Origin of the sequence: Acidobacterium capsulatum ATCC 51196, from assembly GCF_000022565.1 — a bacterium.
In the GTDB taxonomy this organism is placed as follows: Bacteria; Acidobacteriota; Terriglobia; order Terriglobales; family Acidobacteriaceae; genus Acidobacterium; species Acidobacterium capsulatum.
On record NC_012483.1, the window covers coordinates 3,697,888 to 3,717,762 of the forward strand.

Here is a 19,875-nt window from a genome sequence, read left to right on the forward strand (position 1 = left end):
TCGTTAAATACTGCAAATAATCAGTGAAAATCATGCGAGCTCACATCCAGGGCGAAGTCCGTCAGGGAAGTCAGGCGCGTTGCTTTGATGTGTATGACGCTGTCCTGATTCTGTAGAGGGCCTTCAACCAGTAAGAACTTGCTGCGTGTGACGACCAGGCGGTCACGGTCGTAGAGATCAGGAGTGACGATAACATTGCAGATGCCGGTCTCGTCCTCCATCGAGATGAAGATGAATCCTTTGGCGGTGCCGGGCCTTTGCCGTGCGATGATGCAGCCGGCGACGCGGACATACTCTCCATCGCGGCGTTGACGTAGGTCTTGCGCGGAAAGGATATTGGCCCGGCGCAACTCCGCGCGCCGGTAGTGCATGGGGTGCCGGCCGACGGTGAGGCCTGTTCCGGCATAGTCGGCCACCAGGCGTTCTTCGACATTCATCTGCTGTAAGGGCCGCGCTTCGGAATCCTCACGCAGCGACTCGGCATTTGCCAGTAATGGCCCTTCCAGTTTGCCAGCGCGCTCGATTTGCCAGAGTGCATCGCGGCGATGCTCGATTCCCTGAAGTTGGTTGAGCGCGCCGATCTCCGCGAGCCGCTTCAGTTCCTTCCGGTTCAGGAAGGGAACACGCTGGGCAACGTCTTCCACTGAGCGGAAGGGGCCATCTTGCAGCCGCGATCTTACCAGCGCTTCTGCGGATTCTCTCTTCAACTGTCTGGCATATCCGAGTCCGATCCGCAGAGCGAGCCCTCCATCGCTTTCGTGCTCCACGGTGCAACGCCATTCTGAGACCTGTACGTCGATGGGCTTCACGCGCAGGCCGTGCCGCTGCGCATCCTTGACCAGCACGGCGGGGCTGTAGAAGCCCATGGGCTGGTTGTTAAGAATGGCCGCGGTGAAGGCGGCGAGGTATTTCACCTTGAGGTAGGCCGAAGCATAAGCGATGAGGGCGAAGCTGGCTGCGTGCGATTCAGGAAATCCGTAGAGAGCGAAGGAGCTGATTTGCTGGACGATGGTGTCCTGAGTCCTCTCGTCGATGCCATTGCGCGTCATTCCCGCCCGTAGGTTGCCTTCGAGATTCTTCATGCGCTCCCACGAGCGCCGCATGCCCACGGCGCGGCGTAGTTCGTCGGCTTCCGCGCCGGAGAAATCAGCCACGGTCATGGCGATCCTCAGTAACTGTTCCTGAAAGAGCGGCACTCCGAGCGTGCGCTCCAGAACAGGTACGAGGGATGGATGGGGATAGGTGACCGCCTCCTTCCCTTGCCGCCGCCGCATGTATGGATGCATCATCTGCCCGACAATCGGCCCCGGCCGGATGATGGCGACCTGCACGACGAGGTCATAGAACTTGCGTGGGCAATTGCGCGGCAGGGAAGCCATCTGTGCGCGGCTCTCGATCTGAAACATCCCTACGGTATCGGCCCTCTGGACCACCCGGTAGACTTCGTCGTCCTGCGGCAACTGCGCGAGATCCACCTTGTTGCCATAATGCCGGGGAATCAATTCCAGGCAATCGTGAAGGACAGCCATCATGCCCAGGCCCAACAGGTCTACCTTGATGATGCCGAGATCGGCGCAGTCCTCTTTGTCCCACTGCACCACATGGCGATTCGCCATCGAGGCACGTTCCAGCGGGACAACCTTGTTGAGATGCCCCTGGCAGATGACCATGCCGCCGGAGTGCTGCCCAAGGTGGCGGGGCAGGTCCTGAATGCGCATCGAGAGTTCAATATATTTGGCGATACGTGCGTGGCGGATATCGAAGCCGGCATGGTGAAAGGTGTGCGCCATCGTATCGGTATTGCCGCGCCATTCCCACTGCCCGGCAAGGCTCGACAATCGGCCCAGCGTCTCCTCGTCGAAGCCGAGTGCTTTGCCGGTTTCACGAGCTGCGGATTTTTCGCGATACGTGATGACATTCGCGCACATTGCCGTGCCGAGTTCTCCGTAACGCCGGTAGACATACTGAATGGCCTGCTCGCGTTTCTCTTCTGAAGGAAGATCGAGATCGATGTCCGGCCATTCGTTGCGGCTCTCCGATAGGAATCGCTCGAAGAGAAGGTCCATTCCCACAGGATCGACAGCCGTGATTTCAAGGCAGTAGCAAACGACGGAATTCGCAGCGCTCCCGCGGCCCTGCACCAGGATGTCATGCTGCTGACAGAAGCGAATGATGTCCCAGACGATAAGAAAGTATCCGGCGAATCCAAGTTTCGCAATCAGCGTCAACTCGTGTTCCACCTGCTTCTTCGCCCGCTCCATCAGACCGCGGTCATTCTTCGGAGCATAGCGCCGCAGCACACCTTCCTCCACGCGCTTGCGGAGAAAACTGTCCATGGTATCTCCGTCTGGCACTGGGTAACGGGGAAACTCGTATCCGAGATCATGGAGTTGAAAGCCCAGACGCGAGGAGAGTACGAGAGTGTTTTCGACGGCTCCGGGTATGTCGCGGAAGAGCGCTGTCATCTCACTGGCTGTGCGGAGGTGGCGCTGACTGTTCGTAGCCAGAAGGCGGCCTGCCTGATCGAGTTCGATATGATTGCGAATGGCCGTGAAAAGATCGAGTACCTCGCGCTCATAAGGTGTGGCGTGCCGGACCCCATTGGTGGCGATGACCGGCAGATTGAGGGATCGCGCGATGCGGAGGGCAGCCTGGTTGCGCCACTCTTCCTCGCGGTCCTGGTGGCGCTGCAGTTCGACGTATACACTTCCACGACCGAAGATGCGGGTGAGTTCTTCTACTGCCTCCCGGCCCGCGGCTTCGCCTCCGCTTGAGAGCGCCGCCGCCAGCGGTCCTTCATCGCCGCCGGTGAGACACACGAGACCCGAGGCATACTCGCTCAGATCGTCGAAGGTTGCAGCCCCGCTTTCTTTTGTCTCTTCGCGCATTTTGAACCGCGTGATGAGCTGACAGAGATTCTGGTAGCCTTCGCGCGATTCGCAGAGCAGCGGGATGCGCGTGGGTTCACTTTTGCACTGGTGCGGCAGCCATGCAGGAGGCAGCCATCGCGGCCCGAAGCTCGATACGGCGATCTCCGCTCCGATGTGTGCGCGGATGTTGTTGCGCTGTGCTGCAGTATGAAATCGCGCCGCGCCGTAGAGGCCGTTATGGTCGAGCAACGCTAACGCGGGCATGGCTATCTCCGCAGCGCGGTCCGTCAGCTTCTCCGGTTGCGATGCGGCCTGCAGAAAGCTGAAGGCGCTGGCCGCGTGCAGTTCGACATATCGATCAGTCATACAGCCCTGCCATCTGCCATTGGTTGCGCAGCAGGTCACGCATCAGGCATCCGCACAGTGTAGTGCCGGAAGGATTGCGGGCGACGAGATCCCATTGTTCGTAGCCCCATGAAGCCGCGCTCCACCATTCACCTGTCGTGAGCCACGGACCATAAGCATGCTCCACCCGATAGCGTTGCTGCCGGAAGAAGAAGGCCTCCGGGCGCGCACCCTGCAACGTTACGGAGACAGACTCTGGCGGCCGCAGCCTCCGCAAGGCAGACCGCAGCGTTGTTGTGGAAGGTACCTTCGACTGCGCGGAGGAATTCTCGAAGGCGTCGAGCCCAAATGGTTCGAGGCGAAAGCCGTCCGGCCGGTGCGTGTCGGCCACCACCGCGCGGCCTACATTTTCGTCGCCGACGATAGAGCGGATACGCGCGAGTGTAACATCCAGCCGCGATGGCTCCGGCAATTGAGGAGAAAACAATCCCATTTGCACCTGGCTGGTGCTGCCGGGTTCAGCCTCAAGTCTGATGGCAAGAACCGCTGCCTGTGGAGGATGAGCTTCGAGGTCGAGATGTAGCAGCTTGATCCAGAGAGGGCGGTCGTTCGTAGGCAATGCCGGACGGATAGTTCGGAGACAGGAAGCTCCCCCTTCGAGGGTGAGCGCGACCGTAACCGCAGCCAGCGCCAGCACGCGTGCCGTTGCCCGCACGATCAATTGTTCGAGCATCAGGTTCGCCACGAACATCAAGGCATCGAGCACTGCGACAGGGGAGTCGAGCTCCATCCGCTCATGCAACGTAAATTCCGGTTCGACTGGCAGAAACAGGTGCGGCGCTTCGCCGCGTGCCAACTGGCGTAGATGCTTGCCAGGTTGCCCGAGCCGGGAGATGAGTTCGCGCTCCGGCAGTGCGGCCAGCATGCCCAGGTTGCGAATCCCCCATGAGGAGAATGTCTCCGCCTGTTGTTCGCTGAGATTGAGTACCGTGAGGGGCAACGCGGCCAGCGCTGCGCCCTCCTCGCCTGGCGGGATGACCCGCACGGAAAGGGCTAACGGCGCCCTGGCCACCGCAATCGACGCATGAAAGTTGCTGCTCACGCCGACGCAGGCCGCGATTCCCAAGGCGCTTACGCGCGTCAGCAGATTCTGCGCGAGCTTGTTCGGCGGCCCAAACAATTCTTGCGTGCCAGCAATATCGACCACGCACACAAAAGAATGCCGGTAGCTGACCTCTTCGACACGCGGCGAAAAGCTGCCAGCGCATTCGAGCAGTGCCTCGCTCGTGGTGATCTCTTCCTTCCGGGAGCGCTGCAGCACCGTGACTCCGGAAAAGGTGTCCACCTCCACCTGCGTCATGCCGGGCAGCAAGCCGAGAATGCGCGCTTTCCGGGTAAGGGAACACACCTGCTCAAGCGGAGGCTCGCCCTCCATGACCACGCACGGCTGGTTGCGCAACTGCGGCCTCAGACGCAGTAAAGCCTGCGTTGGGAACTCACGCACACAAAGGCACGCATAGATTTCGGCAGTCCTGCTCATCGTGCACCTGCCCATGGGGTTTGGCTTTTCCATAGGGTGGCGTTTGCGCGCTGTGGTGTTTTGCGAAGGGCAACGACGTTCGACGGAGGCTGCGTAAAACGTTGGCGCTCCACTTCCACGCGATGCGCGAGGCCTGTGAATACGGTGGCCTCATCGTGGCGTGCTTCGCCCGGCAGGAATTTGAGCAGCAGCTCGCTGCTGCTTTTGGCACATGGATGCTGTGTCAGTAACAGGAAGCTCGACTGGGCTCGTTCTGCCGCTGCGCGATAGCGAAACCATGTCGCCAGTGGCACACGCGAGGTATGCTCCGGGGCGATGCTCCCCATATCGAGAACAATGGTGCTGAAGCCTCCCGCCTGCAGGATCAGGTCTGTCGCGCGCAGAGCTTGCTCGATGCGTGTCCAGGGTTTGCCGGAGTGAGAGCGCGTGTTGGCAGGGGCTGGAGATGTCTGCGGCTGCGGCAGAAATGCTTCCCGCTCCGTTCGCACTCTGCGTTGCGGTTCGGCGCAACGCGGTGCGAAAGTCTCTGGACGAAGCAATTCATGAACAGCCCCCGCGAGTCCCTTCACTTCCTTGCGTGGATGGCCGCCACAGCCTCCACCATGCACTCCCTTCTTGGTGGATGCAGCAATCAGGTATTTCTCTGGCAACGAAAACTGGAGCTCACGGGAAGGTTTCATCGCAGCTTTGGGAACGCCGCAACGCACCCACAGCACACGGGCAAGATCGACACCCACAGCCGCGGCAGATTCGGGGTCAAAGGTGTCCGAGACATCGATCCATGCGCAGGCTCTTCCGGTATCCGTCAGGGAGCGCAGAAAGGAAAGCGCCAACGCCGTGCGGCCACTGGTCTCCGGGCCGGCCATCTCGGTCATCGCCCCAACGGGTAGGCCGCCGTCGAGCATGGCGTCCATCTCGGCGACGCCCGTTGGGATCATAGGGCGGATCACTCGCGGCGCGGGCGTCAGCGCAGACGGGATGCGGTGTGCCAGCGCACTTTCAATCTGTTGGCGAAGAGTAGAGGCGGAGGGCATGGCAGCGTCTTCGCCTTATCTTCTCCTGCTGGCGGGAGTCTCTGTCAACGGGCTCTGCACCGGGGAATGTGCATGGGCTTGGGGCAACTTGCTGATGACGCGCGTTTTAATTATTTTTGAGGCCGGGGTGCTATTGTGTGTGGCCGTTACCGCCGCCGGTCTGACAAACAGCGCATTGCCGAGGCCTTTGAAGTCGGGATGGGGCTCGAAGATCTGTGTCTCGAACCGGAGGAAGATATCTCGCCGGGCTCCCTGCAGCCGGTCGTCTTTCGCAACGACGATGGGGAGCGCCAGTTGGAACTCATGCGCTGGGGCTTCAAGCTGCCGGATCGACTGCTCTTCAATGCGCGCTCCGAGGGCATCGACAGCTCGAAGTTCTGGAGCGAGTCGTTTCTTGAGCGGCGCTGCATTGTGCCTGCCGACGCGGTCTTCGAGTCTGGCCCGGCCGACAAGGGCAAGAAGAAGCCGAAGTACGAGATTGCGATCCCCGGTCAGGAACCCCTTGGAATGGCCGGCGTCTGGAAGCTTTGGAAGAACCCGAAGACAGAACAGTGGGAGCGGACGTTTGCCATCCTCACCGGCGAGCCCAATGAAATCGTGGCACCGATTCATGACCGCATGACGACGTTTCTGGAGCCACGGGATTACGCGGAATATCTGGCAATCACAGAAAGGCCGCCGCTTCACTTGCTTCGCATTCTGCCTGCGCAGAAGACGCGCGCGAAGCTTGTAACTCCCGCCCCGAAGGTTCCCGAGCAGACCAGGCTATTTTGATTCGCTCAGGTTCATCCTCTACGAACGAGCCCCTTCGGGGCCTTGGTAACTCAGGAATCGACCTCACGTTTCCGTTACTGGAAATCTCGTTCCAGGAGGGCAGGTATCGTTATCGGTGTGCAATCGCAACTCAACGGCAGATGCCCCCCAGGGAGGACAGGGACATTTCATTAGGACGACGGGGCATAGGACCGCTAGGCTAAAAGTGCGCTCTCGGCGCACTAAAGGAGATCCTTGCTATGAACAAGTCACGTCGTTTTGTCGTTACCGCTGCATTATTGCTCTTAATTGGAACGATGCCGGTTTATGCCACCGTCGGTGGAGGCGATCCACCGCCGCAATTGACGTTCGCTTCGTACTCTACCGTGATCGTGAGCACCGTTCTCTCTGTTTTTGGACTTTAATAAAACAGAGTGATTAGGCGAGTAAGGGTGGGATGAATCTTTCAAGAGTAGCAGAGCTGATCTGGGTGGGGAGCTTCGTGGGACACGTCGCCCTCTTGATTGTTCTGCTGGTTCGGCGGAGATGGCGGGAGTTTCCTGTCTTTAGTGGATACATCGCCTTCCACGCCATGGAGACTCCCATCCTTTATGCTCTTTATTCGCATCATTCACACCTCTGGTATGCGCGGCTTTACTGGGCTGGAGCGCTTATCGATTTTGCGTTCCAGCTCGGGATTGTATTTGAAGTAGCGCGGATTGTTATGAAGCCGACCGGGACCTGGATGCGGGACGCGCGCCGGCAATTCCTCATTGGAGGTGCTGGCGGACTGCTGCTTGCGGCTGGGCTCACATGGTGGTTGGTCCCGCCAGGAACCCACGGGCTTGAGCGCCTGGAAATGAAGGGGAATCTGTTTGCAGCGTTTCTGATCTGCGAACTGTTTCTACTCATCAGCTCGACGGCCAGAAAAATGGGGCTCGGCTGGCGAAATCACGTCCTGGCGGTCGCACAGGGTTTTGGCGCGTGGATCATCGTTTCTCTCGCCTCCGAGGCGCTGCATGGTTACTTCGGTCGCTCAAAGTATTTCTCGCCCTTAGTCTATCTTCATCAGTTGGTCTATATTGGTGCATTGATCTACTGGATTGTGCAGATGTGGCGGGCTGAACCGGAACGCCGTCCTCTATCTCCGGAATTACAGGAATATATCATTGCCCTGCATAACCGCGTAGAGTACGATCTTGAAAAGCACGAAATTTAACGCTGGACTGAGTTGAAATGCATTCCGCACAGCCTATCGTCCTGATCCTTGGTGCTTCCTCCGTGCTGATCGTCAAGACAGGTGTTTCTTACTTTTCTGCGGGCCACAGCGCTCGTATGGAATGGAAGGACATTGTTGCGAAGCTGCAACCAGTGAACCAGACGGGATTGAGCCTTGTGGCCCGAGATTTTCTTGAGCCAAGCCGCGATCAACTGAAACTAGAGCCTGACGAAATCTGGAGCCTGGTTGGCGGTTGGGAAGGCTTGAAGAGAATGCGCGCTAATGCGGACATCATGTTGGCTCTGGCGGCCTACACGCAGCGATGGAATTTCGAGGAAGGCGTTATTGTCGGAGAGAGAATGCGGCGGGACGCGCTGAAGCTTCATCGTGCTGTGCGCCATATCCAACTCCATACGAGGCCGGCCGTGATGCGCTTCTTGCCGAAGCGGTATTGGTTCAATGTGCCATTCGAGGTGCACGAAGTTGCGTCAGCATACTACTTGATGCGACAACGGCTGCTTGCTCTCTATGAGACCAGCCACTCTGGCTTATACCCCGCTCTCGCGGCGTCGATCTAACCGCTCCTTCTTAATCTCCCGAAAGCCGCTGCCTGCCCGTGTTCTTGAGAGCGAAGGAGGGGCTTCAACTTCCTCGTGGACGATTTACTATGATGGGGATTTTCATTTTCCCTGGAGCATGACGACCCATTAATACACCTGACCTGATTGCGGAGATTGATGCGGAGATCGCGCGACTGGAGGAAGTCCGGAATTTACTCACTGCTGGAGCGGGAACTGCTGGCAAGCAAAAGCGGGCAGGGAAGCGGCCAGTAAAGGCCGCTAAGCGGAATCTCAGTCCCGAAGCCCGGGAACGGATTCGGCAGGCGCAGATCAAGCGCTGGGCAAAAGCGAAAAAGGCGAGCGCGAAATAGCCTCGGCTTGGTCCTTCTGCGGACCTGCCCACAATCTACGCGAAGACCCTCTGCCAGCTCGTCGCATGGGCCGGCTTTTCAGTGCTCTTCCGTGCGGAGTTCCCGGCTGGCGTCTCGCGCTCCATGCAGGAGGCGGAGGATGCGCAGGGGCTCAGAGCTGGGATCGTAGACGATCAGATAGTTCGAGTATCGCGGCAATGCCCAGAATCGTACCGGGCGGCGAGTGAGGTCGGTGCGGAGATGCCCGGCGAGCGGATGAATTGCAAGAAACCGGCAGGCTGCGTAAATCTCCGCCTCTACACGATTGGCAACGTCTACGCTATCGGAAGCGATGTAGGACCAGATTTCAAAGAGGTCTTCTTCCGCCGGCGCGGTGACGACATAGCGGCTCATGCGGAGCGCTGTTCAAGCCATTCTTTCTTACGCGCTTCCATGCGGGCCTGAACGTCCTGCTCCGTGCTCATTTCTCCGCGCTCGGCGGCCTGCCAGCCCTCTTCAATCTTGCGGTGAAGCTCATCGCGGTACGCTGCAATCCAGGTCTCCTGCTCATGAAGCTGGCTGACGGCGCGCTCGACGAACTCATCGATGCTCCGATAGGGCCCGCGCAGCACGTCCTGGCGAATCAGCGCTTCCAATTCCGGCTTGAGTTGGATGGTCATGAGCGGCCACCTCCCTGTGCTCTTATTATCTGACAGGCGCAGTATGGAGTCGATCTTTTACTGTGGTTGGTCCGGCGTGGGCTCAATGAGTGCGTTGGCGATTTGGCGCTCGTCCGCCTGCGCGATTCCTCTCTGACCGGGGCGGGCACAAGTCACCATAGGCGACTATGCGTCAAGGTGACTACAACGGCGTTTATGAGGAGTGATCGTTTCCCAATTTTCAGGACACTCATGCTCTGATTACGGGCTGAAGGAAAAGACGCTCGTATCGTGTGAAGCAGCTAGACTCTCGCACAAGAGCGGCGGCCTTTATACACTCTGGGTCGGTTGCGACCTCATTGCGATAAAGCCGGTAACTCTCTTCGTCAGGGAACGTGAACATGGCAATGGCAATGTCTGTTGGGCCATCGTAGCCTAGTCCCGGGAAGCTCGCGCCAACCTCGTCTGGACTAGCCCTCGGGACGAAATATCCATGATGGGTACCACCGTATCGTTCGATGAGCGACATCCAGGTGCGTGCGTAGCTTTCAAAAGCGGCAAGTTGTGTGACATCGAGCGTGTACCGAATTTGACAGGTCACTGGCTGACTATCTTCCATTGCGCTCCTCCCTTGACCTTCAAGTCTGGCATAGGGAACGAGAAGTCGGCTTATCGTCTGCGATTCCTCATAGCTTCCGCTAACGGCGTTTATCAGGACTAATCGAGGCGTGGGGCCTCGTCTACATTTCCAGCCCTGAGCGTAAAATGCTCGCATATTCAATCCTCCGGCGTCCGCGAGAGCGGGAAGAAGGTTTTGCTGCCTTGGCCATTGACACCGTTCACACCGCGCTTTTAGGCATTGCAAAAGGCGGCGACGATTGCATCCTATTGAGTGACGGTCTCTCACTGATACGTCCTAACGATCAGCTGCTTGCTCATCGCTGGGATTGGGTACAGGGCAGCGGGGAGAGGGAAGAAGAGGCCAAAGCCTCACGTTATCTTCGGTGCGGTATCCACAGTGGCCACCTGATTACGATACGGAGACGGCCAGGCAGCGTGGCTCGGATCGCTTCTATGCGGCGCTCATGGCGATTCAGGTCATCAAGCCTATTCAGACGCTTGGCTTTATCTACAGGCACCAGGAGATCGAGCGGAGACCGCCGATGCAGCCGGGACAGTGGGCGATGATGAACAAGTTCGACGATGCGATGCTTGCGCGAGTGCCCGCCATGATCGACCGCATCCAGCCCGTGATGGACGGCGGCAACGTCGAACACAAGAATGCGCTCAGTCTGCTGCAACTTGGGCTGGAGCACTTTCACCCGTATATCGCCGGACTCTTGTGGGTCACCGGCCTAGAGGCCATCTTCGACAGCCGCGGTAAAGAGGCATTCAAGAAAAAGCTGTGCGACTGCCTTGGGCCGGGGACGCTTGTGTTTCCAAACTGGCACGCGAAGACTGACGCGCCGACCCTCACGGTCGAGGAGATCGCAATTCCGCTTTTCGTACTCAGGAACAAGCTCGCGCATGGTGCGGACCTTCGCTCGGCTGCGGCTGACAAGAAGCATCCAGTGGACTTCACCAAACGGGTAAGCCTCACCCAGAACACCGAGACGGTCAACTATGCGCTCCTTCTCTGCGACGCCGCGTGCTATCTGCTCTGTCAGGTACTGCAACGGGTGCTCTAAAAAGCTAATTGCCCGTTAGAATTACTCTCGAAAGGTTCCCGAAAATGAACGAAGTGGCGGTATCGAACACAAAACATCGCCTGCTCACAATCAGAGAGCATCTTGCGGCAAAGGGCGCAAAGGAACCGTTGACGACCTTGGGAGAGTTCATCTCTCACATCCACGCAACCTCTGCGCGCTGGGAGCATGAGGATTGGAAAGACAGAGAATTCGATGAGCAGGATGTTCTCAATCCAGTGCGCATCGTTGGACAGGTGTGGTTTCGAGGACAACGGGATGTCACGCATGGTCTCCGGCCCGGCCTCTACCGCGAAGGCACTTGGAAGTATTTGCGGAAAAATGAGGGTAGTCCACAACCTTCCACGGATGAGTTTCAAGACAACCTCTTCCAGGAACTATTCGCGTTAGAGCATGAGCTTAGGATTGATTTCACTAGCTTTGGGCATCTGCTGAACCAGGCCAACCATGCAAAGGAAGACACCGATTGGTACTTCTTGATGCAGCATCACGGCTTGCCGACACGGTTGCTCGATTGGACCACAAACGCGCTCGCCGCTCTCTTTTTTGCCGCGGAGCGGTATCGCGACGAGGTCGAGCGTTTGAAAGCCAGTCAGGAACCGTCCTCGCCCATGATCTGCGTCTGGATGGTGGACGCCTACTGGCTTGCCGACTGTCTGAGTAGCGAGTGGAGCAGTCCAATCCTGGCGTGGTCCGAAGACGCGACACGATACATCCCGCCTCTGAAATCACTGGCTGACAAGATGGGTGATTCGCAAGCATTGTTGCCCGTTCATGCAATGCCCATCGAACCGCCCGCCCTCCACCCGCGTGTCGCGTCTCAAGAAGGGCGCTTCGTTATTTTTGGGCGGGCGCAGGACCTCCTGGACGAGAAGATTCGGCTGGAGCAATTGGACGACTGTAAGGGACTAGAGGAACTTCGCGTAGAGCAGGTCAGGCTGAACGTGACGGACGTTGATGGCCTTCTACGGGACCTCGCTCAGCTCGGCGTTTCTCGGCGAACCCTGTTCCCTGATCTTGCGGGACTGGCGGATTTCATCTCATGGAAGCATTTCCACAAGGTGCGTGGCGAACAAGCTTAGTCCGGCGCTGTCTGGGACGGGACTGAAGTAGGTCTGCGAGGGTCTTCGACTCGGTTAGGTCCCGAAATGCCGGCGAGTGTTTGCAATTCTAATCCACTTGGCCGTAGAACGGGCGACGCACTCTCTTGGTCCCAGATCTGCAATCGACTCCGGCACAGGGATGCGTCGGCGACTCTACGGACACATGAAACCGGAAACAGGCCTCCGGGTTACACGGTCCGGCATGGACACAGCCCAGTTGATTTTCGAGATCGATTCCGAGATATTCCCTCCCCCAGAAGCCCGCGCGCTTTTGGGCAGCGGCCACGCAGTCAACCACGCAAAGCCACGCGGAGGCAAGCGCATCCTGAGCGCCGACGTAAGAGGCAGGATCGTTGCAGCGCAGTGGAAATGCTGGGCGAAGCAGAAGGCTGCAGCAAAGAAGACTTCCTGATCGATCTTCACTTTGGGCGTCCGCCTACCCGTCCCAATTTGCACCTGTTGCCTTCCCAATGGGAGTGTGCAATCATTCTCCTGTTGGTAGGCCAAAGGAGAGGAGCGGTGGCGGTGCCGAGTTTGTCGAAACAAAAAAAGGACGTGCAGCAGGGCACGCTGGCGCTGATGGTACTGAAGACGCTTGATGTCCTCGGGCCGCAGCACGGTTACGGCATTGCGCGGCGGATCGAACAGATCAGCGGCGATCTGCTTTCCGTGAACCAGGGAACACTCTATCCGGTGCTGCTTCGGTTGGAGCAGGAGGGTGCCGTTGCGTCGGACTTGGGGCCTTCAGAAAACAACCGTCGCGCGCGCTTTTATCGACTGACCCGAGCGGGGCGCAAACTTCTGGAATCCGAGAAGCGCGACTGGGAGCAGACAGCTGCGATTATCGCTCGGTTCTTTGAAGTCAAGGCGGAGGACCTGGCATGAGGTCTCTCCATCGATTCCTGATTCGTCTGCGCAATCTTGCCACTGGCCGTCGCGGCGATGCACGGCTGCGCGAGGAGATGGAAGACTATGTGGCGCGCGAGACGGAAGCCAATTTGCGGGCCGGTATGAGCGAGGAGCAGGCGCGGCGGCAGGCGCGGATAAAGCTTGGCGCGGCGGAGGCGATCCGGGAGCAGTACCACGCAGAGGAGGGATTGCCCATACTGGAATGCCTGGCCCAGGACACACGATACTCGCTGCGGCAGATGAGACGCGCACCAGGATTTGCGTTGATGGTGGTGCTGACGATGGCACTGGGGATTGCGGCGACGACAACGATGTTCACGGTAGTATATTCGACACTTCTTCGGAACTTGCCTTATCCACAGTCGGAGAGGATCGTCGCGATCCACGACACGCGGATTACCGGGCGATCGGCCGGTGGTCTGATGACGGGTCCGCGGTTCTACGACATTGAGACGCGAAACCGGAGCTTCTCCAGTCTGGCGTACTTTTACTTCAACGAGAGCACCCTGATTGTGGGAAAGAAGTTGCCCACCCACGTGAATGCAGCGGTAGTGAATGCAGGATTCTGGGATGTCTTTGACACCGCGCCAATGCTGGGACGGGTACTCGATGCGAAGGACGACGTGCCGCATGCACCGCTGACCGTGGTGTTGAGTTATCCGGGATGGCAGCGGCTTTTCGGAGGCAATCCGAACGTAATCGGAAAACAGGTGACGCTGGATCAGCAGACGGCGACGATTGTGGGGGTAATGCCGCGAGATTTTTCTGCGCCGGCAGGCGTGGACTTTTGGCGCGCGTCGCAGTTAGGTCCGAATAGCTGGGGCAGTTATCGGGGCGACGGGCTACGGGGCTGGAATGTATTTGGGAGGTTGCGGCCGGGTGTAACTCCGGCGCAGGCTCAGGCCGATCTGGAGCGGATCGGGGAGCAACTCAGAAGGGAGTATCCGTCGAGCGACGGCGCGTGGCGGTTCACCAGCGAGACGCTGCGCGAGGACCTGTACGGTCACGTGCAACCGGCATTGGTGGCCTTGCAGATCGCGTCGGCGCTGCTGCTGCTGATCGCTTGCATCAATGTGGCCAACCTGCTCTTGTCTCGCGCGACGGCTCGGCAGCGGGAGGTTGCGCTGCGGCGGGCGCTGGGTGCGTCGCGACGGCGCGTGGCCTTTCAGTTATTGGTGGAGAGCGGGCTGCTCGGGTTGGCAGGTGGTGGTGCGGGAATCCTCCTGGCATTTGCGCTCACGCGCACTGCCGCTACCAGCCTGCCGGGGATTCTGGGGAGGCCGGGCACGATCCACATGAACGGGATTGTGATTGGGATCGCTCTACTGATTTCGCTGGCGACTGGAATCGTGTTCGGAGTGGCTCCGGTTCTGGAAACACGGAAGGTGCAGTTGCATTCGGCGCTCAAGAAAGGTGAGGCGCGCCTCGGAGGATCGTCGGGTAACCGGTTGCGCAGCGTCCTGGTGGGGACGCAGGTAGGTCTGTCTCTGGTGCTGCTGGTGGGTGCCTCGCTGCTGGCGGAGTCGATGTGGAACTTGACGAAGCAGCCACTGGGATTTAAGCCGGAACATCTGCTGACGGTTCGGCTGGTGCTGCCGTTTGGCACGAAGCCGGCGGTGGCACGCAATTTCTTCAACGACGTGCAACAACGAATTGAAAATCTCCCTGGAGTAGAGGCTGCGGGGCAGATCAATGCGCCGCCGATGATGGACTTTCATCTGCGCGTCAGATACGGTGCCGACTGGCTGCCGCAAGTTGCCAATCAGCCGGCAATCAGCGCGGACATCCGGAGTATCGCCGGGAATTTGCTGGAGGCGATGGGGACACCACTGCTGGCGGGGAGAGCGTTTGCGGCGGAAGACCAGGTTTCGAAACTACCACCGGTACTGGTGAACGAGGCTCTGGTGCGGGAGTTTCTGCCCAGGGGAAATCCAATCGGACATCACCTGCTTCGGAATGGACAGGCGCACGAGATCGTGGGCGTGGTTGCCGATGTGCGAGGGGTATCGGGATCGATCGCAGCGGAGCCTGGACCGGTTGTCTACTCGCCTGCGAACGCCGATGACAGTTGGCATCGCTACTTTCTGGTGCGGACGACTGTGCCGCCGGAAGAAGTCGTAAAGTCGATTCGCGAGCAGGTTTACCAGGCGGACCCGCGCGAGTCGGTAGGCCGGATCGAGACGATGGATCAGCTACTCAGCGATGCTGTGGCGCAACCACGGCTGAACGCAGCGGTGTTTGCGTCCTTTGCCGGGACCGCATTGCTGCTGGCCTGCGTTGGAATTTATGGAGTGGTATCGTATTTTGCCGCGCAGCGCAGGCAAGAGATTGGCGTCCGGATGGCACTCGGAGCGACGCGAGGTGACATTGCACGAATATTCGTGTGGCGGGCGATGGTCCCGGCAGCGATAGGCCTGGCGACCGGTACTGTGGTCTCGCTGGCAGCGAACAGGCTGTTACGCAGTCAGCTATACGGGGTGCAACCGGATGATCTGCGGCTTTACCTTGCATCCCTGCTGGTCCTGCTGGCGCCCCTGCTGGTGGCTACCCTCAGGCCGGCGATACGCGCAGGCAAGACAGAGCCGATGGAAGCGTTGAGAACGGAATGAATGCAGGGTCATCGCATGAAGGATCTAAAACGGAGGGGCGCTCGCATCCGTAACCCGGTGACGAGACAGCACCACGATGTACGGGGCCAATCGGGGCAGGCTCAAGTCACCATAGGCGACTTTACGCTCAAATGGATCACTTTTTCCCGAGGACAGTCTCAAATGTGCAGCCGTCGGCTTGGACTGACTACGTTGGGGAGGGAGCATTTAGAAAGCGAGCGAAGCGGCTTCGTCTGCGAATGTCGCAAGCGCGCTAATTGCATTAATTGGGTACGTGCCAATACCAGGAGGACCGATACACGGTTTTTCCCTTCCAGATCCGCGATTCCCACATGTTTACGCCATTTGTTTCTTTAGCCGACAGATGCAATTTTTCGTAAACCGCTGAGCTGATGAAGGTAGAGTATGGCTGCTCACTGATACTACTGAGCTTCGCAGCCCAATTCGCCGCCGGGCCTACCCACACCAAATCGTTTGAGCCTCGAATCCCAGTGCGGGCAACCAGCAATTTGCTGGTATCGATCCCGACCACCTGTTGCAGCTTGAAGTCGGAATTGTATTGCTTTTTGATTCCCGGATTGATGATCTCCAAGACCGCGTATTTTATCTTAAGTCCGCAGCGAACAGCCGATGTGTTTTTAGAATTGCCGATGAATACCGCCATCACGCGGTCGCCATCATACGCCGTGATGACTCCATCCTCCGATCGGATGATCCGCGCTGCGCACAGCAAGTATGATTTGTATACTTCTGCGGCGAACTGAGCAGTTTTCGCGTCTACCATGTTCGTGGACCCATCGATATCAGCGTAGAGCACCGTTGCGTCGAGCGTGACGCCGTCGTTGCCGAGCTTGATGTCGGGTGTGTCAGGGACGACCTGACCGTCCCTGGTGGACCATGTAGTACGGAATATCGTACCCACCTCACTCTTAAGATCGTCGGCAAGGCCCATATTTTCTCCCTGAGATCGCGAATGCCTGAAGGTGCCTAATCAATCCGCCACCACCAGTTGGATCGGTAGATAATTCGATTGTCGAAAGTATTCCACCGGACAGCCTCCCACATCTCGCGCGAATCTGAAGTCTTAACGTCTGAACTCATGACATCGAATACCTCTTTCGTTATGTAGGTGGCGAAGGCATCAGGCAGGCTGGAGAGCTTCGCGGCGTAATTTGCCGCCCTGCCAACCCACACCAAATCATTCGCCCCGCGCACGCCTGTCTTGGCGACGAACAATTCACTGGTGTCGACCCCGACAACGTGTTTCAGCGTGAAGCTTGTCTTCGTGTAAAACGCCTGCTGCGCCGGATTGATGATGTAAAGGACTGCATAATGGATTTTCATTGCCGATTTCACGGCCCTAGAATTCTTCCTTTCGCCGATAAACACGGCCATTATGCGGTCGCCGTCATAAGCTGTAATAATGCCGTCTTCCTCACGAATGATCTTCGCTGCACAATGGAGAAACGTCTTGTACATCTCCGCCGAAAAAAAGTCTGCGTATCCGTCCACTAATTCTGTGGATTCTGCGAGATCCGCATAGAGAACCGTGGCCTTGAGCTTTACGGCGTCATTGCCTAGCGTCAGCGAGTCATCGCCAGGGACAACGTTACCATCACGTTCGTCCCATTTCGCCCTGAAAACTTCCGCAACGCGCTTTTCCAGATCATTTTTCAGGCCCATAGTGCGCTCTCCTCAACGGTTCGGCCCCAAGTCCCGGATAATGTCCCGGAGGCGATTGCAGGCCGTCGCGAGAGAGCGTGTCAGATCGGAAGTGTCATAGCGGTAGGTAATGGTGTTTATTCCAGCCAGATCTGAAGGCAAACTGATCTCCTCGCCACGAGGTTCTACTAGTAATGCACGGTGGCGGCCAAGCCGGCCCATGAAAAAACCCAATTCAAAGATGACATTGTCGCGCGGTGTGGCCCTTTGCTGGCCCCGGCTCTCCGTGATGTCGTCAGGTTGCGCAACGGCAATCGCCACGTCGGATTGATCGAGCGCCCGCTCCAGACTTTCAATCGCATAATGAGATGCCCGGAAAACGCCGTCGGTCCAGACAGTGACATTGAACGGATCGTGATCAAACGCGTTTTGTATAGTGCGAGCGATATCAAGCGCTTCTGCGGAAGAGATGATGAAGACGCGTATCCGGTCGCTGACCGACGTCACGAGTGCGTTTCTCTGCATTAGCCTTCGTGCGAGTTCTTTGGCCATTTGAAGAAGTATTTGAGGATACTTCGCGTACAGCTCCGCAAATTCCGCTTCAGTAAGTTTCAGAACGACGGACACTTCGCTGGCGGTAACGGTAGCTGAACGTCGTTGAGTTGGCTGAATCGCGGCCATTTCTCCGACATGGTCGCCCGCGATACGCTTCGCTACGACCCTGTTGTTGACGACGATATCGAACGAGCCCGCGACGATGAAGTAAATGTCGATATCGTCCCCTCCTTGTTGAATAATGGAGGTTCCGGCAGCCACTTCCACAATCTCACCTTTAGACGCCGCCTCCATTGCGAGATCGGCATTGCCAGTGAAGAGCTTTTGCCCGGTCAGCGAATCAACAAGAACCCGACGATTGGACTCGCCAGTAAAGCGTTCAATCATAATTCGAGCCTCAAAACAGTTCTGTGAATAAAACAGGAGTAATCCATGATAGAGCTTCACTCAGACGCGGACAGAGTCGAGACAAATCGGAAATGGCCGTCATAAAGAGATCCTAGCGTCCAGCGAACAGTGTCCCGTCAAGTTGCCGTAAAACGGGCGACGCGCTCTTTCGGCGCAGGTGAGATGGTTACGGCACAAGTATGCGTCGGCGACTATCCATCAAGGTGGATCGCGGGATACTGCCCCGTTTTTCGTTAGCTATCTTTCAAAAGCAAGCCAACGGTCCTGAATTGAGTCATTTGCATCAGATCCCGATGAACTTTGGGATTCGAAGGGCGCAGAGTAGCTGTTATTCGAAGAATCGCAAAGGTTAGGGCATAATCGAATCAAATGTCCAGAGCTCTACTGGTCGTCGCACTGTGCATCTCCTTCATTTCAGGTGTCGCTGCGCAGAGTGTTCCAAAGAATCTAAGAGGGAAATGGCGAGTACGCCGAATCCTCTCGGCGGACACAATCTCCTGTTGGGGCGATAGGGAGGCCAAGAGACTACTTGGTACGGAAATCGAGTACACTGCCGATTCGTTCCGCTGGGAAGACCACCTCGTAACGCATCCCATCGTCAAGGTCACAGTCGTTAAGGCTGAGCAATTTCAAAAAGAATATTCGGGGAGCGGCTCTTTCGTTGATTTCGGCCTTCTAGGAATTCTGGCATCTCAGGCGACAAGAGTCCAGATCGATCATGCTCCTGCAGACATAACCGGCGGCACGGTCGAGATACCCGGAGACGACGTGTTTATCGAGAATAGAAACACCATCGTCTTCTCGGTCTGTAACGTCTACTTCGAGGCAAAGCGTGAAGGCCCCCAGAAGAGCCGTTCAAAATAATCCTTCTTCCGATGCCAGTCATCAAGCCATTTTCCGGTGCTTCCTTTGAAGATGTTTGAAGATTCGGAAATGGGCCGAGTATCCCGTCGCTCCCGCCAAGCCGGCTCTGCTTCAGGTTTCCTGCTGCGATGTCACTGACGGAAACCTGGCGCAGAGCCCGTCTGGCGGTAGCTATTCTTCATCCCGTAGAAGCTAAACTGACTCTCATTGAAGCCAGGCAACTGCGTCTTCAGACCAACCGTGGTCAGAACTCGGCCAACGACCGTCGCAACGATCTGGAAAGTTTGGGAAATTCGTTCGGCAGAAGCCCCGCTTGGCTGCGAAGTCGAATACTGCGTGAGCGTGACCATTGATCAAGAGGGCACATTTCAATCCGTCACCCGACCAGACAATGGAGAGGACCGATGGCCTGTCCCGCGCCGTCACGTTCTTCACGTCGTAGATGCTCATCGCGTCGAGAACTTTGTTTTCAGCACGAGTCAGGTCAACCGCGTAGAAGTACCCTGTCTCGCCGTCATCCTCGAAAAACGCGCCATGCTGATGGCCCGGAGCGTCGCTGGCGACGAACGAGTTATCACCGGGGCGGAATGTCTGTTCTGCCATACCGCACATTGTGACATGGACATAAAGGATTCGGTTCTGGCCTTATCACCGGCACACCACACCTTCGGATGAGAGCCGGTTACCTCCTCGAAAGTCGGCTGTGCTTCAGGTTTAGGAATGGCGATT

General features: G+C 57.7%; 19 protein-coding genes. 9 read left to right on the forward strand and 10 right to left on the reverse strand.

Translation table 11 applies throughout. From position 1 onward, the window contains the following. Positions 1 to 20: 20 nt before the first annotated feature. From ACP_RS15190 to ACP_RS15200, 3 genes are read right to left on the reverse strand one after another with little or no spacing between them, the layout of a single operon-like run. Positions 21 to 3,236: a DNA polymerase III subunit alpha gene (locus tag ACP_RS15190; RefSeq protein ID WP_015898239.1), complete on the reverse strand. Its 3,216-nt coding sequence runs from the start codon at positions 3,234 to 3,236 to the stop codon at positions 21 to 23. Then, on the reverse strand, positions 3,229 to 4,755 hold the full coding sequence (locus ACP_RS15195) for a DNA polymerase Y family protein (RefSeq protein WP_015898240.1): 1,527 nt from the start codon (positions 4,753 to 4,755) through the stop codon (positions 3,229 to 3,231). The genes ACP_RS15190 and ACP_RS15195 overlap by 8 nt, the downstream gene beginning before the upstream one ends. Next, the gene (locus tag ACP_RS15200; protein WP_015898241.1) at positions 4,752 to 5,789 is read right to left on the reverse strand and encodes a P-loop NTPase family protein; all 1,038 of its coding nucleotides are present in this window, start codon (positions 5,787 to 5,789) and stop codon (positions 4,752 to 4,754) included. The genes ACP_RS15195 and ACP_RS15200 overlap by 4 nt, the downstream gene beginning before the upstream one ends. A gap of 135 nt (positions 5,790 to 5,924) precedes the next feature. Here ACP_RS15200 and ACP_RS15205 point away from each other — a divergent pair, with 135 nt between their 5' ends. The 4 genes from ACP_RS15205 (at position 5,925) to ACP_RS15215 (ending at position 8,339) form a co-directional block, all read left to right on the forward strand. Beyond that, positions 5,925 to 6,563 (forward strand): SOS response-associated peptidase, encoded by a 639-nt coding sequence (locus tag ACP_RS15205; protein ID WP_015898242.1) that lies wholly within the window; start codon positions 5,925 to 5,927, stop codon positions 6,561 to 6,563. A 239-nt stretch (positions 6,564 to 6,802) separates the two neighbouring features. Then, positions 6,803 to 6,967 carry a hypothetical protein gene (locus ACP_RS18400; protein WP_169305993.1) on the forward strand — a complete coding sequence of 55 codons (165 nt, stop codon included), beginning with the start codon at positions 6,803 to 6,805 and terminating at the stop codon, positions 6,965 to 6,967. A gap of 32 nt (positions 6,968 to 6,999) precedes the next feature. Continuing rightward, complete coding sequence (locus tag ACP_RS15210) at positions 7,000 to 7,761, forward strand: hypothetical protein (protein ID WP_041839636.1); 762 nt, start codon at positions 7,000 to 7,002, stop codon at positions 7,759 to 7,761. A 17-nt stretch (positions 7,762 to 7,778) separates the two neighbouring features. Then, entirely contained in the window at positions 7,779 to 8,339 is a 561-nt protein-coding gene (locus ACP_RS15215) for a hypothetical protein (RefSeq protein ID WP_015898244.1), read from the forward strand. 431 nt (positions 8,340 to 8,770) lie between these two features. Here the strand turns inward: ACP_RS15215 and ACP_RS15220 are convergent, their stop codons facing one another. The 3 genes from ACP_RS15220 to ACP_RS18865 all read right to left on the reverse strand — a co-directional run bounded on the left by ACP_RS15220 (position 8,771) and on the right by ACP_RS18865 (position 10,105). Further along, positions 8,771 to 9,085, reverse strand: coding sequence for a type II toxin-antitoxin system RelE/ParE family toxin (locus ACP_RS15220; RefSeq protein WP_015898245.1), 315 nt, complete (start codon positions 9,083 to 9,085; stop codon positions 8,771 to 8,773). Next, positions 9,082 to 9,351, reverse strand: coding sequence for a ribbon-helix-helix domain-containing protein (locus ACP_RS15225; protein WP_015898246.1), 270 nt, complete (start codon positions 9,349 to 9,351; stop codon positions 9,082 to 9,084). Before ACP_RS15225 ends, ACP_RS15220 begins: the two co-directional genes overlap by 4 nt. Before the next feature lie 229 nt (positions 9,352 to 9,580). Further along, positions 9,581 to 10,105, reverse strand: coding sequence for an NIPSNAP family protein (locus ACP_RS18865; RefSeq protein WP_420794749.1), 525 nt, complete (start codon positions 10,103 to 10,105; stop codon positions 9,581 to 9,583). A 310-nt stretch (positions 10,106 to 10,415) separates the two neighbouring features. Between ACP_RS18865 and ACP_RS15235 the strand changes: the two genes are divergently transcribed. From ACP_RS15235 to ACP_RS15255, 4 genes are all read left to right on the forward strand, one after another. After that, the gene (locus tag ACP_RS15235; RefSeq protein WP_148215180.1) at positions 10,416 to 11,018 is read left to right on the forward strand and encodes a hypothetical protein; all 603 of its coding nucleotides are present in this window, start codon (positions 10,416 to 10,418) and stop codon (positions 11,016 to 11,018) included. Between the two features lie 44 nt (positions 11,019 to 11,062). Then, positions 11,063 to 12,118 (forward strand): FRG domain-containing protein, encoded by a 1,056-nt coding sequence (locus ACP_RS15240; protein WP_041839638.1) that lies wholly within the window; start codon positions 11,063 to 11,065, stop codon positions 12,116 to 12,118. Positions 12,119 to 12,673: 555 nt separating this feature from the next. Further along, positions 12,674 to 13,024: a PadR family transcriptional regulator gene (locus ACP_RS15250; RefSeq protein WP_041839640.1), complete on the forward strand. Its 351-nt coding sequence runs from the start codon at positions 12,674 to 12,676 to the stop codon at positions 13,022 to 13,024. Beyond that, positions 13,021 to 15,657 carry an ABC transporter permease gene (locus tag ACP_RS15255; protein WP_015898249.1) on the forward strand — a complete coding sequence of 879 codons (2,637 nt, stop codon included), beginning with the start codon at positions 13,021 to 13,023 and terminating at the stop codon, positions 15,655 to 15,657. The genes ACP_RS15250 and ACP_RS15255 overlap by 4 nt, the downstream gene beginning before the upstream one ends. Before the next feature lie 262 nt (positions 15,658 to 15,919). On the opposite strand, the gene ACP_RS15260 is transcribed toward ACP_RS15255, so the two are convergent. Genes ACP_RS15260 through ACP_RS15270 form a run of 3 tightly spaced genes read right to left on the reverse strand, consistent with a single transcriptional unit; the run spans position 15,920 to position 18,261 of the window. Then, positions 15,920 to 16,609 carry an adenylate/guanylate cyclase domain-containing protein gene (locus ACP_RS15260; protein WP_015898250.1) on the reverse strand — a complete coding sequence of 230 codons (690 nt, stop codon included), beginning with the start codon at positions 16,607 to 16,609 and terminating at the stop codon, positions 15,920 to 15,922. 35 nt (positions 16,610 to 16,644) lie between these two features. After that, the gene (locus ACP_RS15265) at positions 16,645 to 17,340 is read right to left on the reverse strand and encodes an adenylate/guanylate cyclase domain-containing protein (protein WP_015898251.1); all 696 of its coding nucleotides are present in this window, start codon (positions 17,338 to 17,340) and stop codon (positions 16,645 to 16,647) included. A gap of 12 nt (positions 17,341 to 17,352) precedes the next feature. Then, a complete protein-coding gene (locus tag ACP_RS15270; protein ID WP_015898252.1) occupies positions 17,353 to 18,261 on the reverse strand; it encodes a TIR domain-containing protein in 909 nt (302 codons plus the stop codon). Positions 18,262 to 18,651: 390 nt separating this feature from the next. Between ACP_RS15270 and ACP_RS15275 the strand changes: the two genes are divergently transcribed. Next, positions 18,652 to 19,146 carry a hypothetical protein gene (locus ACP_RS15275; protein ID WP_041839641.1) on the forward strand — a complete coding sequence of 165 codons (495 nt, stop codon included), beginning with the start codon at positions 18,652 to 18,654 and terminating at the stop codon, positions 19,144 to 19,146. A 204-nt stretch (positions 19,147 to 19,350) separates the two neighbouring features. On the opposite strand, the gene ACP_RS17835 is transcribed toward ACP_RS15275, so the two are convergent. Next, positions 19,351 to 19,749, reverse strand: a complete 399-nt coding sequence (locus tag ACP_RS17835; RefSeq protein ID WP_041840394.1) for a DUF2251 domain-containing protein — start codon at positions 19,747 to 19,749, stop codon at positions 19,351 to 19,353. Between the last annotated feature and the right edge of the window lie 126 nt (positions 19,750 to 19,875).